This is a genomic window from Rhodococcus sp. W8901 (genome assembly GCF_013348805.1).
Classification (GTDB): Bacteria; Actinomycetota; Actinomycetes; order Mycobacteriales; family Mycobacteriaceae; genus Prescottella.
The window spans coordinates 2,775,365-2,789,880 of the sequence record NZ_CP054690.1; the positions used below are offsets into that span (position 1 = coordinate 2,775,365).

13 protein-coding genes are annotated in these 14,516 nt (G+C 68.6%); 11 read left to right on the top strand and 2 right to left on the bottom strand.

What is annotated here, in order from left to right:
- The first annotated feature begins 20 nt into the window (after positions 1-20).
- Together prcB and prcA are read left to right on the top strand one after the other, a co-directional pair.
- Entirely contained in the window at positions 21-857 is an 837-nt protein-coding gene (gene prcB / locus HUN07_RS13115; RefSeq protein WP_174914686.1) for a proteasome subunit beta, read from the top strand.
- Positions 854-1,666: a proteasome subunit alpha gene (gene prcA, locus HUN07_RS13120; RefSeq protein WP_254622923.1), complete on the top strand. Its 813-nt coding sequence runs from the start codon at positions 854-856 to the stop codon at positions 1,664-1,666. Before prcB ends, prcA begins: the two co-directional genes overlap by 4 nt.
- A 4-nt stretch (positions 1,667-1,670) precedes the next feature.
- Here the strand turns inward: prcA and HUN07_RS13125 are convergent, their stop codons facing one another.
- Complete coding sequence (locus tag HUN07_RS13125; RefSeq protein WP_174914688.1) at positions 1,671-3,089, bottom strand: bifunctional phosphatase PAP2/diacylglycerol kinase family protein; 1,419 nt, start codon at positions 3,087-3,089, stop codon at positions 1,671-1,673.
- Positions 3,090-3,206: 117 nt separating this feature from the next.
- Between HUN07_RS13125 and pafA the strand changes: the two genes are divergently transcribed.
- The 8 genes from pafA to HUN07_RS13165 all read left to right on the top strand — a co-directional run bounded on the left by pafA (position 3,207) and on the right by HUN07_RS13165 (position 12,312).
- Positions 3,207-4,565 (top strand): Pup--protein ligase, encoded by a 1,359-nt coding sequence (gene pafA / locus HUN07_RS13130; protein ID WP_181818863.1) that lies wholly within the window; start codon positions 3,207-3,209, stop codon positions 4,563-4,565.
- 89 nt (positions 4,566-4,654) lie between these two features.
- Positions 4,655-5,662: a helix-turn-helix transcriptional regulator gene (locus HUN07_RS13135; RefSeq protein ID WP_114723098.1), complete on the top strand. Its 1,008-nt coding sequence runs from the start codon at positions 4,655-4,657 to the stop codon at positions 5,660-5,662.
- Positions 5,659-6,630, top strand: coding sequence for a helix-turn-helix transcriptional regulator (locus HUN07_RS13140; RefSeq protein WP_114723099.1), 972 nt, complete (start codon positions 5,659-5,661; stop codon positions 6,628-6,630). The genes HUN07_RS13135 and HUN07_RS13140 overlap by 4 nt, the downstream gene beginning before the upstream one ends.
- A gap of 213 nt (positions 6,631-6,843) precedes the next feature.
- Entirely contained in the window at positions 6,844-7,110 is a 267-nt protein-coding gene (gene tatA, locus HUN07_RS13145) for a Sec-independent protein translocase subunit TatA (RefSeq protein ID WP_114723100.1), read from the top strand.
- Between the two features lie 71 nt (positions 7,111-7,181).
- On the top strand, positions 7,182-8,138 hold the full coding sequence (tatC, locus tag HUN07_RS13150; protein WP_114723101.1) for a twin-arginine translocase subunit TatC: 957 nt from the start codon (positions 7,182-7,184) through the stop codon (positions 8,136-8,138).
- A complete protein-coding gene (locus HUN07_RS13155) occupies positions 8,135-10,831 on the top strand; it encodes a DEAD/DEAH box helicase (RefSeq protein WP_174910138.1) in 2,697 nt (898 codons plus the stop codon). The genes tatC and HUN07_RS13155 overlap by 4 nt, the downstream gene beginning before the upstream one ends.
- A gap of 133 nt (positions 10,832-10,964) precedes the next feature.
- Positions 10,965-11,228, top strand: a complete 264-nt coding sequence (locus tag HUN07_RS13160) for a DUF1876 domain-containing protein (RefSeq protein ID WP_174910140.1) — start codon at positions 10,965-10,967, stop codon at positions 11,226-11,228.
- Positions 11,229-11,505: 277 nt separating this feature from the next.
- Entirely contained in the window at positions 11,506-12,312 is an 807-nt protein-coding gene (locus HUN07_RS13165; RefSeq protein WP_174910142.1) for a DUF4333 domain-containing protein, read from the top strand.
- Positions 12,313-12,330: 18 nt separating this feature from the next.
- Here the strand turns inward: HUN07_RS13165 and HUN07_RS13170 are convergent, their stop codons facing one another.
- Positions 12,331-13,293 (bottom strand): 5'-3' exonuclease, encoded by a 963-nt coding sequence (locus HUN07_RS13170; RefSeq protein ID WP_174910144.1) that lies wholly within the window; start codon positions 13,291-13,293, stop codon positions 12,331-12,333.
- Between the two features lie 37 nt (positions 13,294-13,330).
- On the opposite strand from HUN07_RS13170, the gene HUN07_RS13175 reads away from it, so the two are divergent.
- Positions 13,331-14,512 carry a M24 family metallopeptidase gene (locus HUN07_RS13175; protein ID WP_258558028.1) on the top strand — a complete coding sequence of 394 codons (1,182 nt, stop codon included), beginning with the start codon at positions 13,331-13,333 and terminating at the stop codon, positions 14,510-14,512.
- Positions 14,513-14,516: the final 4 nt, after the last annotated feature.

Genomic DNA, 14,516 nt, shown 5'->3' on the forward strand with positions numbered 1-14,516 from the left:
CGACTGTCGGCGGCCTCGGGATGAACACCGGGTTCGCCTACGGTTCGAACCTGTCCTCGTTCACCGAGCACCTGCGCATCCACGCACCGGAGCTGCTCCCCGGAAATCGAACGAACATGAGCCGCATCGGTTCTGATGGCGAGAGTGCGGACATCGCACCGCACGGGACCACGATCGTCGCGCTGACGTTCGCCGGCGGCGTCGTGATCGCCGGCGACCGGCGAGCCACGATGGGCAACCTCATCGCGAGCCGCGACGTCGAGAAGGTGTTCGTCACCGACGACTACTCCGCGGCCGGGATCGCCGGCACTGCGGGCGTCGCGATCGAACTGGTCCGGCTGTTCGCCGTCGAGCTCGAGCACTACGAGAAGATCGAGGGGGTCCAGCTGACCTTCGACGGCAAGGCCAACCGCCTGTCGTCGATGGTCCGTGGCAACCTGGGCGCCGCGATGCAGGGCCTGGCGGTCGTCCCGCTGCTGGTGGGCTTCGATCTGGACGCCTCCGACACCGAACGCGCCGGGCGCATCGTCTCGTACGACGTCGTGGGCGGCCGGTACGAGGAACGCGCCGGGTACCACGCGGTCGGATCCGGATCCCTGTTCGCGAAGTCGTCGCTCAAGAAGCTCTACCGGGAAGGCACCGACGGGGACTCGGCGCTCCGGATGGCTATCGAGGCTCTGTACGACGCGGCCGACGACGACTCGGCCACCGGCGGACCGGACCTGGTCCGGGCGATCTACCCGACGGCGGTCTCGATCACTGCCGACGGCGCAGTGAACGTGCCGGTCGAGCGCACCGCCGAACTGGCTCGCGCCGTCGTGGCAGACCGCACCGAGGAAGGACGCACCCCGCGATGACGTTGCCGTACTACGCCTCCGCCGAGCAGATCATGCGCGATCGCTCGGAGCTGGCGCGCAAGGGAATTGCGCGCGGCCGCAGCGTCATCGTGCTCACGTTCGCGGACGGTGTCCTGTTCGTGGCGGAGAATCCGTCCACCGCGCTGCACAAGGTGAGTGAGCTGTACGACCGGCTCGGTTTCGCGGCGGTCGGCAAGTACAACGAGTTCGAGAATCTGCGGCGTGCCGGCATCGTGCATGCCGACATGCGCGGGTACTCCTACGACCGGCGTGACGTGACCGGGCGTTCGCTCGCCAATGGATACGCGCAGACGCTCGGCACGATTTTCACCGAGCAGCCCAAGCCGTACGAGGTGGAGATCTGCGTGGCCGAGGTCGGCCCGCAGGAGGCCCCGCCGCAGGCGCAGCTGTACCGGATCACCTACGACGGATCGATCGTCGACGAGCAGCAGTTCGTCGTCATGGGCGGCACCACCGAGCCGATCGTCACCGCGCTGCGCGAGTCGTACCGCACGGGAATGGACCTCGCCGAGGCCGTTGCGGTCGCGGTCAAGGCACTGCAGGACGGAACGTCGTCGGGCAACGGGGATTCCGATCGCCGCACGCTCGGGGTGTCGAGCCTCGAGGTCGCGGTGCTCGACCAGTCCCGTCCGCGGCGCACCTTCCGGCGAATCTCCGGCAGCGTGCTCGAATCGCTGCTGCCGGTGCCGCCCGCCCCGCAGGGCGACAACGGCGGCCCGGCCGCCGAGACGAGCGAGAAGAAGCCGGACGCGGAAGGCGATGCCCCCGGGACCGGGGACACCGCCTAGACCGCTACAGCTTGCGGTAGAGCACCACGCGGTGCGGTTCGCTCCGGAACTGGAACAGGCGCCCGTCGGCGACCACCTCGCCGTCGGTCGCCAGGGCGACCGGATCACCGTCTATCTCGATGGTCACCGCGTCGGTGTTCTTCTGCACGTAGGTGGTGGACGCACCCAGGGTGCCCGTCAGCGCTGCCGCGACGAGTCTCAGCCGCGAGAATCGGCGGTCGGCCAGCAGGTACCGCACGTCGAGCGTGCCGCGGTGAATGTCCGGGCGTGACATCGGTACCTGATCGGCGGGGGCGTACCGGCCGTTGCCGACGAACAACATCCACACCGCATGCTCGGCGCCGTCGATGGTCACGGTCAGCGGTTCCGCCGATGCCAGGACCCGCACCATCGCGAACGCGGCGGCCGGCCACTTGCCGAGCCGAGGCTGCCAACGCTCCCGGAGTCGCACCGAGTCCGGGTACCCGCCGAGGCTTGCGGTGTTGACGAAGGTCGATTCCTGGCGGCCGTCCACCCGTACACGGCCCAGGTCCACCACCTCGGCGCTGCCCTTCGCGATCGCGTCCGCGGTGGACGCGACGTCGCCGACGCCGGCGTCTCGGGCGAAGTGATTGAGGGTTCCCCCGGGGAACACCGCCAGCGGCAGGTCGTGTCGGACGGCGGCGGAGGCCACGGTCACGACCGTCCCGTCGCCGCCGTACACCCCGAGAGCTTTGGGGGAGCGGGTCGAGATCACCTCGTCGAGTTGCTGATCGAAGTCGCGATCGGCATCGAATTCGACCACGACCGCCCTCGGCAGCAGGGACTCGAGTTCGGCGCGGACGCCGTCGTCCTCGGTTCCGGAACCCGGATTGGCGAACACCACCATGCCCTCGCCGTCGGGCAGTGCCTGGGTGCTGCGGTCGGGGCCGAGGGTCGCCGGCTCCTCGTCGCGCACCGCCCACCAGCGGCGGGTCGCGAGCGCGACCGCCCCGCCCACACCGAGGCCCACCGCGACATCGGACGGCCAGTGCACACCCGTGTGGACCCGGGAGTACGCGACGGCCGCCGCTACCGGCGCGAGCGCCACGCCGGCGAGGGGGAACTCGAGGGCCACGCCCGTGGCGAACGCGGCCGCCGAGGCCGAGTGCCCCGACGGGAACGACGACGATCGCGGTGCCGGGAGCCCGCGGCGGGTCGCGAACCCGAGCGTTCCCTCGGGCGGGCGGCGCCGGGGGAAGATCGGTTTGAGCACGGCATTGGACAACGCACTCGCGCCGGCCACGGACAGCAGCCCGCGCACGGCTGCCCGGCGCGCGCGTCCGCCGGCCAGCCCCATCCCGGCGGCGACGCCGATCCACAGGACGCTGTGGTTGGCTGCGGTGCTCAGAGCGCGCAGGCCACCATCGAGTCTCGACGGTGGCAGTTCGGTGCTCAGGCGCATGAGGACACGGTCGGTACGTTCGGGGAAACATCTCACTTCGGCCACGTTCCCACCCTAGGGTCGCGAGCCTCGTCGCGAACGCCGTGGCAAATCCGCTCCGCGTTGTACTGTCGAAGTGTGCAGCGACGAATCATGGGAATTGAGACCGAGTTCGGTGTCACCTGCACCTTTCACGGTCATAGAAGGCTGAGTCCGGACGAGGTTGCTCGTTACCTCTTCCGGCGAGTGGTTTCGTGGGGCCGTAGTTCCAACGTGTTCCTGCGGAACGGCGCACGGCTGTACCTCGACGTCGGGTCGCATCCGGAGTACGCGACCGCCGAGTGCGACAGCCTGCTGCAACTCGTCAACCACGACCGCGCCGGTGAGCGCGTGCTCGAGGATCTGCTCGTCGACGCCGAGCAGCGGCTCGCCGAAGAGGGCATCGGCGGGGACATCTACCTGTTCAAGAACAACACCGATTCGGCGGGGAACTCGTACGGTTGCCACGAGAATTTCCTCGTGGTCCGCGCGGGGGAGTTCTCCCGCATCTCCGACGTCCTGCTCCCGTTCCTGGTGACCCGTCAGTTGATCTGCGGTGCGGGCAAGATCCTGCAGACGCCCAAGGCGGCGACGTTCTGCCTGTCGCAGCGGGCGGAGCACATCTGGGAGGGCGTCTCGTCCGCGACGACCCGGTCGCGGCCGATCATCAACACGCGCGACGAGCCCCACGCCGATGCCGAGAAGTACCGGCGTCTGCACGTGATCGTCGGCGATTCCAACATGTCCGAGACCACGACCATGCTCAAGGTCGGGACCGCGGCGTTGGTGCTCGAGATGATCGAGGCGGGCGTTCCGTTCCGTGACTTCGCTCTCGACAACCCGATCCGCGCGATCCGTGAGGTCAGCCACGACCTGACGGGTCGCCGTCCGGTCCGGCTGGCGGGTGGGCGCCAGGCCAGTGCGCTCGACATCCAGCGCGAGTACTACTCGCGGGCCGTCGAGCATCTGCAGACCCGCGAGCGGGATCCGCAGGTGGACCAGGTGGTCGACCTGTGGGGTCGGGCGCTCGACGCCGTCGAGAACCAGGATTTCGCGAAGGTCGACACCGAGATCGACTGGGTGATCAAGCGCAAGCTGTTCCAGCGCTACCAGGACAAGTACGGCATGGAGCTGGCCGATCCCAAGATCGCCCAACTCGACCTGGCGTATCACGACATCAAGCGCGGTCGGGGTGTGTTCGACCTGTTGCAGCGCAAGGGGCTGGCGAAGCGGGTCACCGAGGACGAGACCATCGAGGCCGCGGTGGAGACGCCGCCGCAGACCACCCGCGCGAAGCTGCGGGGTGAGTTCATCGCCGCCGCGCAGGATGCGGGCCGCGACTTCACGGTGGACTGGGTGCACCTCAAGCTCAACGATCAGGCGCAGCGGACGGTGCTGTGCAAGGACCCGTTCCGTTCGGTCGACGAGCGCGTGGAGCGGCTGATCGCGTCCATGTGACGCCTGTGTGATCGGTCACCCACGGCGACTGCCCGATCCGACCGTTTTGCTACCGGTCGGTCTGGTCGGGAGCCGTTAGGCTCGGCGACGTGGCGAAAGCGAAAGTCGAGCGGTTGATGAATCTCGTCATCTGCCTGCTCTCCACCCGACAGTTCCTCACCGCGGAGAAGATCCGGGAGAGCGTGGCGGGCTATGACGAGTCTGCGAGCAACGAGGCCTTCAGCCGGATGTTCGAGCGGGACAAGAACGAACTCCGCGATCTGGGCATCCCGCTCGAGACGGGACAGGCCGGCCGGTTCTCGACGGTCGAGGGCTACCGGATCGACCGGACGGCCTACGAGCTGCCGGACGTCGACCTGGACACCGCCGAGGCCGCGGCCGTCGCGGTCGCGGTGCGGTTGTGGGGTTCTCCGGAGCTGATGTCCGCGTCCCAGAGCGCGCTCATGAAGCTGCGCGCGGCGGGCGTTCAGGTCGAGGCCGATCTCGACGCCGTCCCGGTGTCGGCGATCCCGGCCCGGACCCGCGGATCCGAGACCGCGATGCGGCTACTACTCGAGGCCGTCGATGCCGGCCGCGTGGTCGAGTTCCAGCATCGTGGCGCCCCGACGGAGCCGTTCGTCACGCGGACGGTGGAACCGTGGGGCGTGGTGACGCTGCGCGGGCGGTGGTATCTCGTCGGTCACGACGTCGATCGCGATGCGACCCGGACGTTCCGGTTGTCGCGTATCGGTGATCCGGTCCGGGCGGTGGGGCCGTCGAACGTCGTCCGCAAGCCGGCCGACGTGGACCTGCGGGCGATTGTCGACGCGGTCACCGGTGCGGGATCGGTGACGGGAACCGCGACGGTGTGGGTGGCCGCGGGGCGCGCGCACGAACTCCGGCGACTCGGAACGGCGCAGGGTCCGCGGGAACTCGGATCACGGCCCGGTACGGTCCTCGAGATTCCGGTCCGGTCGTGGGACTGGACGGCTCGACTGATCGCCGGCCACGGCGTCGACGCCCTGGTGCTGGGGCCGGAGTCGTTGCGCTCGAACGTGAAGGAGAAGTTGCGGTTCGCGGCCGGGGTCGCAGCCGAGAGCATGGAGGCGGACCGATGAGCACGAGATTGTCGCGCCTGACGCGCCTGCTCAACCTTGTGCCGTACTTCATGGCACATCCGGGCATCAGCAAGGAGCAGGCGGCCCGCGAGCTGGGCGTCACGGTGCCGAACCTGATGAAAGACCTGGATCAGCTGTGGGTCTGCGGACTGCCCGGTTACGGGCCCGGCGATCTGATCGACCTGTCGTTCGACGAGGACACGGTCTCGGTCATCTTCTCGGCCGGTATCGATCGGCCACTGCGGCTGACGTCCACCGAGGCGACGGTCCTGCTGGTGGCTCTGCGGTCCCTCGCAGAACTGCCCGGAATGGTCGATCCGTCGGCCGCGCAGGGCGCGATCGCGAAGATCGAGTCCGCCGCCGGGAGCGCCGCGCGGGGACGGTCGCTGACCGACGACGGTCCGGAGGGCGACGGTGCGACGGAGAACCCGGTGGCGGCGGTCGTCCGCACCGCGCTGCAGAACGATCACGCCCTGCACCTGACGTACTACTCGGCGTCGCGCGACGCGGTGTCCGAGCGTGTCGTCGACCCGATCCGATCGCTGCTCGTCGACGACCACACCTACCTGCAGGCGTGGTGCCGGCAGGCCGAGGGGGTGCGGCTGTTCCGATTCGACCGGATCGATGCGGCCGAGGAACTGGACGAGCCGTCGGCGGCACCCGAGCAGGCACTCGGTACCGACGAGCACCTCGAGTTGTTCAGCGACGACGCCGATCTGCCGCTGGCCGTGCTGCAGGTCTCTGCCGATCAGGGATGGATTCTGGACAACTATCCGATGGTTCCGGTGCGGACGCTCCCGGACGGTTCGGTCGAGGCGACGATGCGGTACGGGTCCCAGGAATGGATGGCGCGACTCGTTCTCGGCTTCGGTTCCGGAGCGAAGGTCCTGGAGCCGCCGCAGCTGGTCGAGGCGGTCCGCGAGCGGGCGTGGTCGGCACTGGGGATGTACGACGCGATGGAGGCGTGAAGCGCGACACGTGAGGCCGGCCGGATCGGGTGGATCCGGCACGCGCAGGGGGCCGAAGGAGTAACTTTTGATGGCGGTTGCGTGAACTGGTACGCCGGGATGTGCGCAGACCGCTCCGGTTGGTTGTTACGTCACGGTGAACAGGACATTTGCACCAAGACCGACGCAGACACGTCCGGTAGCATCGTTGGCATCTGAAACCTGGAGGTAAAAATGGGAGCCATGAGCCCCTGGCACTGGGCCATTGTGGCGCTTGTCGTCATCATCCTGTTCGGTTCGAAGAAGCTTCCCGACGCGGCCCGCGGCCTCGGTCGGTCGTTGCGCATCTTCAAGAGCGAGGTCAAGGAGATGCAGAACGACGGCAACACCGCTTCGAGTGCCGCGCCGACCGCGACTCCCGCAGCACAGCTTCCGTCGCCGACGATGGATGCCACGGTGGTCGAGACCCCACAGGCGCACACCGAGCCGAAGTCGGCCTAGTTCACGATCCACACGCGTCCGGGGTGAGTGCGTTCGCCCCGGTTCGTCGCTGACCAAGGCTAGGGCCCACTGTGCGAATTCCGTTCGACCCGCGTCGCAGCCGACGCAGGACAAATCCAGATGGCACGATGTCGCTGGTCGATCACCTGTACGAGCTGCGGACGCGACTGCTGATCTCCGTCGCGGCCATCGTGCTGACCACGATCATCGGCTTCTTCTGGTATTCCCATCAGATCCTGGGGCTGGAGAGCCTCGGCGATCTGCTGCGCGGGCCGTACTGTGAGCTTCCTACCTCCGCTCGAGCGGACCTGAGCAACGACGGTTCGTGTCGTCTGCTCGCGACGGGTCCGTTCGAGCAGTTCATGCTCCGGTTCAAGGTTGCCTTCACCGCCGGCATCGTGCTGGCCTGCCCGATCTGGCTCTACCAGATCTGGGGTTTCGTGACTCCGGGTATGTACTCGAAGGAGCGGAAGTACGCGATCAGTTTCGTCGTCGCGGCGACCGCCCTGTTCGTCGCCGGTGCGGTCCTTGCATACGTCGTCGTCGCGAAGGCCCTGCACTTCCTGTTGACGATCGGCGACAACGTCCAGATCACCGCTCTGAGCGGCGCCCAGTATTTCGGCTTCGTGATCAACCTGCTGATCATCTTCGGTGTCAGCTTCGAGATTCCGCTCCTCATCGTCGCGCTCAACGTCGTCGGCGTGCTTCCGTACTCGAAGCTGAAGGCGTGGCGTCGCGGGCTGATCATGGGGTTGTTCGTGTTCGCGGCGGTCGCCACTCCCGGCCAGGATCCGTTCTCGATGTTGGTTTTGGCCGGCGCGTTGACGGTTCTGTTCGAGGTGGCCGTGCAGGTCGCGCGACTCAACGACAAGCGCAAGGCGCGGGCTGAGTCCGAGGCCTGGGGTGCTCTGGACGACGAGGAGGCGTCGACGATCAGTGCGCCGACGGCCGTGGACGGTGTCACACCGGTGGAGCCCGCGTCGGCTGCCCCGAGGCCCGCTTCGCAGGACTACACGGACACGCTGTGAGGGCTCGGACCCAACTCGACTCGTTCACGGAACAACTGAGCTTTCCCCTCGATCCGTTCCAGGTGCAGGCCTGCGCGGCGCTCGAGGCCGGGCACGGCGTGCTGGTGTGCGCGCCTACTGGCGCGGGCAAGACCGTAGTCGGTGAGTTCGCGGTGCACCTCGCGCTCGAGGCCGGGCGCAAGTGCTTCTACACGACGCCGATCAAGGCGCTCAGCAATCAGAAGTTCGCTGAACTCTCCGAACGCCACGGCAAGGACGCCGTCGGGCTGCTGACCGGGGACACCAGCATCAACTCGGACGCTCCCGTCGTCGTCATGACGACCGAGGTACTGCGCAACATGCTCTACGCCGACTCGCCGGCGCTGCGTGGTCTCTCGCATGTCGTGATGGACGAGGTGCACTTCCTGGCCGATCGCTTCCGCGGGGCAGTCTGGGAAGAGGTGATCCTGCACCTGCCCGAGGACGTGCGCCTCGTCAGCCTGTCGGCGACGGTCAGCAACGCCGAGGAATTCGGCGCCTGGATGGAGACCGTTCGGGGCGACACGACGATCGTGGTCGACGAGACCCGCCCGATCCCGCTGTGGCAGCACATCATGGTCGGACGTCGGTTGTTCGATCTGTTCGATGCGAAGGCGACGCCGAACGGCGGGCACGACGTGGTGGTCGACCAGGACCTGGCGCGCCACGTCAAGCAACGCCTTGCGCTCGACCGGATGAACGACTGGGAGCCGCGCGGGCGTGGTCGTGGGCGGTCGAGCGACTACCGGCCGCTGCCGCGTCCGGAGGTGATCGCGCGGCTTGACGAAGAGGGTTTGCTGCCGGCGATCACCTTCATCTTCAGCCGCGCCGGTTGCGAGGCGGCGCTCGCGCAGTGCGTGCGGTCCCGCCTGCGTCTGACGACGCCGGAGCAGACCGCGCAGATCCGCGAGATCATCGACAAGCACACCCGGGACCTGCCGCGCGCCGACCTCGAGGTGCTCGGCTACTGGGGGTGGCGCGAGGCGCTCGAACGTGGCTTCGCCGCCCACCACGCCGGAATGCTGCCCGCCTTCCGGGAGACCGTGGAGGAATTGTTCGTCAACGGGCTGGTGCGCGCGGTGTTCGCGACCGAGACCCTCGCACTGGGAATCAACATGCCGGCGCGTTCGGTCGTGCTCGAGCGCCTCGTCAAATACAACGGCGACACGCACGCGGAGCTGACACCGGGGGAGTACACGCAGCTCACCGGGCGTGCGGGACGTCGCGGCATCGACGTCGAGGGCCATGCCGTGGTGCTGTGGCAGCCCGGCGTCGAGCCCACCGACGTCGCCGGACTGGCGTCTACGCGGACCTTTCCGCTGCGCAGCTCGTTCCGCCCCGCCTACAACATGTCGATCAACCTGATCGATCGGATGGGTGCGGCGGAGTCGCGTGCGCTGCTCGAGCGGTCGTTCGCGCAGTTCCAGGCCGACCGTTCTGTCGTCGGGCTCACCCGCGGGATCGAACGCAACGAGGCCGCGCTGACAGAACTGCGGGACAAGCTCGGCGGCGCGGACGGCGAGTATTTCGAGTACGTGCAGATCCGGGAGCAGCTGCGCCGCCGTGAGCGCGCGATCGAACGTCAGGGTCGGGCGGACCGGCGGGGCACGTCGGTCGAGTCGCTCGTCGGGCTCCGGCGGGGCGATGTCGTCGCGATCCCGGTGGGCAAACGCTCCGGGCTCGCGGTCGTGCTCGAGCCGGATCAGAATCACACCGATCCCCGGCCCTTGGTGCTGACGGAGGAGAAGTGGGCGGGCCGGGTCAGTGCCGCGGACTTCCCGGTGCCGGCACGTGCGCTCGGCCGGATGCGATTGCCGCGGCACGTCGATCACCGCACGGCCCGCGTGCGTCGCGATCTGGCGTCGGCGTTGCGGAGTACGGGCATCGTCGCGCCGCGGAAACCGAAACGGGCGAAGAGTGGTCGCGAGGACAGCGAGATCGTGGCGCTCCGGAAGGCGCTTCGTGAGCACCCGTGCCATTCTCGCCCGGACCGCGAACAGCTGAGCCGGATCGGCGAGCGCTACAACCGTCTGGCCCGCGAGACCGACTCCATGCGGCAGAAGGTGGCCGCGACCACGAACTCGCTGGCGCGGACCTTCGACCGGATCGTGGCCCTGCTCACCGAGCGTGGCTACATCTCCGAGGGCAAGCACCCGAAGGCCACCGAGGCCGGGCAGCGCCTGGGTCGGATCTACTGCGAAAGCGATCTCCTCGTCGCGGAGTGTCTGCGGCGCGGGGTCTGGAGCGGGCTCACCCCCGCCGAGCTGGCCGCGGTGGTGTCGGCTGTCGTGTACGAGTCCCGGCAGGATGCCGACGCGCCCGACCGGGGCCCGACGGTGCCGCTACGACAGGCGCTCGCGGAGACGGTGCGGGTGTGGGGCGAGTTGCGGGCCGACGAGGTCCGGCACAAGCTCCCGCTCACCCGGGAGCCAGACCTCGGCTTCGTGACCGCCATCTACCAGTGGGCCAGCGACGAGTCGCTGGTGGACGCGCTGATCTCGGCGGGTTCGGGCGGTAAGGAACTGTCGGCGGGCGACTTCGTGCGTTGGTGCCGGCAGGTGATCGACCTGCTCGACCAGGTGCACTCGACGGCGTCCGATCCGGCGGTGGCGAAGGCCGCCGCGCGGGCGGTCGGGGCGATCCGTCGTGGGGTCGTCGCGGTGGCCGCCACGTAGTCCGCCGCCGCGGCAGGTCGCAGTTCCGAAGACGGGTGGATCCGAACGCCCCTACCGGATCGTGGCCGATGGACGTTGACTGGATCGTGTACCCCCGGCCACCCGTCGGGGCGGTACCGAGAGGAGCGCGACCATGGACGCGAAGCAGTGGTCGATGGAGATCGTGATAGACGAACACGACCGTCAGACTCGTTCTACCGCGAGACTGCACACCGGTGACACGACGCTGGTCGGCGTCGGGGCGGCGCGAAGGAATCCGACGGATCGCAACGTGCCCGAGATCGGTGACGAACTCGCGACGGCGCGCGCGCTCACCGATCTCGCACATCAGTTGATCGACGCGACCGTCAGCGACATCGAGGGCGTTACGCACGCACCCGCGCATCTGACCGAGTAGCGGCCGCGGACCCGGCCGCACAGGACGACGACCGACATCCGGCCAGCTGACACGGAAAAGCGTGGGGCAATGTTCCGTGTCCGGATGAATGCTGCGTAGGGTGTCGATGAATCGGCACCGGGGGAGGAGTACCGCTTTGTTGAAGATCCGGGTCTCGGGTAACCCGCTGCCGATCCAGAGACATTCTTCGAAACGCGTGAACATCCACGAAGTTCGGGCTCTGCTCACGCATTTCGTTGCATCGTAGGCTGCAGTACCGGAGACGAGGAGAGACGACATGAGCAGCCCGCAGGGACCGAACGAGCCCAACGAGCAGTGGGCCTCGCAGCCGGGGCACGGCGAAGGACACGCGGCACCGACCGCTCCCGAACACATCCAGCAACCGCTCCCGAACCCGTACCCCGCCGATGTGTACGGCGGCGGCGCCTACCCCCCTCCCGGGCAGGGCTATCCGGGACAGCATGGCCAGCCCCAGAATCAGGCCTGGGGTCAGCCGTATCCCGGTGCTCCCGACGCGAACCAGCAGTGGGGTGGCGGCGGTCAGGCGTGGGGTCAGCCGTCGTCCGCACAGCCGCAGTGGAACCCCCAGATGGGCGGTTCCGGCCAGTACGCCGGACAGTCCAATGCGGGGCAGCCGAGCCAGGCGCAGCAGTACCCCGGCCAGCAGTGGGGCGCGCAGCCGGGATACCCGCAGGCGCAGTTCGGCACCCAGCCCCCGAACCAGTGGGCGGCGCAGCCCATGCAACCCGTACAGCCGGCAACCACCGGTGGTAAGGGGAAGCCGGTGATGTGGGCGGGAATCGGACTGGCCGTGATCGCGGTGATCGCGGTCGTCGGCCTGGCGCTCTCGGGAGTCTTCGGCGGCAAGACACTCGATCAGGCCGCCGCGCAGAAGGGCGTCGAGCAGATCGTCACCGAGTCGTACGGTGCGCGTTCGGTCTCCGACGTGAGCTGCCCGTCCGGTCAGGAAGTCTCCGAGGGTAATTCGTTCCAGTGTTCGTTGACGGTGGACGGCGCCCCGAAGAAGGTCACCGTGACCTTCACCGACAACGACGGCAAGTACTCGGTCAGCCGCCCGAGCTAGTCCGGAGCCTGCGGGACGTCACGAGCGCTCGGTCGCCATCGCCGCCACGAGGCGGGCGACCGAGCGCTCGATGCCTAGTTGCGTGGCCACCTGTTCGAGTCGTTCGGGGTGGACCGGCGCGCTGGGCAACACGTCGGGGCGCGACAACTGCACGTCGGCATCGGTGACCACCCGCACCACCGGCAACGCGGCGTCGATGTAGTCGGCGGACGCGGCGAGCTTGGCGCGAACACCCTTCGCGACGTCGGTGGTCGGGTCCAGCGCCGCGGCACGTAGCTGTTCGAGCGAACCGTGTCGTAGCAGGAGCGTGGACGCGGTCTTCTCGCCGACGCCCTTGACCCCGGGCAGGCCGTCCGACGAGTCGCCCCGCAGCAGGGCCAGCTCCGCGTAGGCGTCTCCGGCGCGTTCCGCGGGCACCCCGTACTTCGCGGCCACCTCGGCAGGTCCGAACAGTTCGGCCTTCGCCAGCCCACGGCCGACGTACAGCACGCGCACGGCGACCGGATCGTCGGTGACCACCTGGAGTAGATCCCGGTCGCCGCTCACGACCACGACGGAGTCTTCCTTCTCTTGCGCTGCAAGGGTTCCCAGCACGTCGTCGGCTTCGAGCCCCGCAGCGCCGGCCGTCGCGATACCGGCGGCGTCCAGCACGTCCATGATCATGTCGACCTGAGGCGTCAGCGTGTCGGGCACCTCCTCGGCAGACCCCGCGGAGGTGTCGGCGCCGGCGGATTCCTGAGCCACCCGGTGCGCCTTGTACGACGGCACGGCGTCGACCCGGAACTGGGGGCGCCAGTCGAGATCCAGGCACACCGCCAGTCGTGACGGCTGGGTGCGGGTGACGAGGGCGGCGACCATGTCGGTGAACCCGCGCACGGCATTGACCGGACGGCCGTCGGGCGCAGTCATCGATTCGGGGAGGGCGTAGAACGCCCGGAACCACAGACTTGCACCGTCCAGCAGCAGCAAAGGTCCACTCATGCGCCCCATCCTGCCAAACGGCACTAGCCTGAATCTCATGAGTACAGATAGTTCTCGGAGTTCTCTGAGTTCCCACAGCACCGGGCCCGACAACTCCGGGGTGACGCGGTTCCCGACCGCGGTCTATGCCGACCGACTGACGCGAGCCGCCCGGTTCGCGGAGCGTGCCGGACTCGACGGGCTCCTGGTCACGCCGGGTCCCGACCTACGCTACCTCGTCGGTTCCCGGGCCGACTCGTTCGAGCGATTGACCTGCCTGGTCGTCCCCGCGGACGGGAATCCGCCGTCCGTCGTCCTGCCACGGCTCGAGCTTGCGTCGCTGGGGGATTCGGCGGTGGGGGATCTCGGCCTTCCCGTGCACGACTGGGTCGACGGCGTCGATCCGTACGAGCTGGTGTCGTCGCTGCTGCCGGAGTCCCCGCGCACGGCGGTCACCGATGCGATGCCCGCGCTGCACCTGGTTCCGCTGGCCCGACGGTTCGGCACCGTGCCGGTGCTGGCGACCGGAGTGCTGCGGGAGCTGCGAATGATCAAGGACGACGCCGAGATCGAGGCTCTGCGTCGCGCCGGCGCGGCGATCGACAGGGTCCACGCGCGGATGGGCGAGTGGTTGCGGCCGGGCCGGACCGAAGCCGAGGTGGCCCGCGACATCACCGATGCGATCCTCGCCGAGGGGCACACCGAGGCCGCGTTCGTGATCGTCGGATCGGGTCCGCACGGTGCCGATCCCCACCACGAGGTGTCGGATCGTGTCGTCGAGGCCGGCGATGTCGTGGTGATCGACATCGGCGGACCGGTCGAACCCGGATACAACTCCGATTCGACCCGCACGTACGTCCTCGGCGAGCCGGAGGCCGAGGTCGCGCGGCAGTGTGCCGTCCTCGAGGCGGCACAGCGCGCCGCCGTCGATGCGGTCCGTCCCGGTGTGACCGCCGAATCGGTCGATGCCGCCGCCCGCGACGTCCTGGCGGAAGCCGGACTGGCGGAGGTGTTCGTCCACCGCACCGGTCACGGCATCGGGCTGTCGGTGCACGAGGAGCCGTACATCGTCGCCGGCAACGAGATCACGCTCGAGCCGGGAATGGCATTCAGTATCGAGCCGGGCATCTACTTCCGCGGCCGGTGGGGTGCCCGGATCGAGGACATCGTCGTGGTCACCGCCGACGGGTGCGAGCCGATGAACCGGCGCCCGCACGGATTGACCGTTCTGCCCGGCTGAGGGA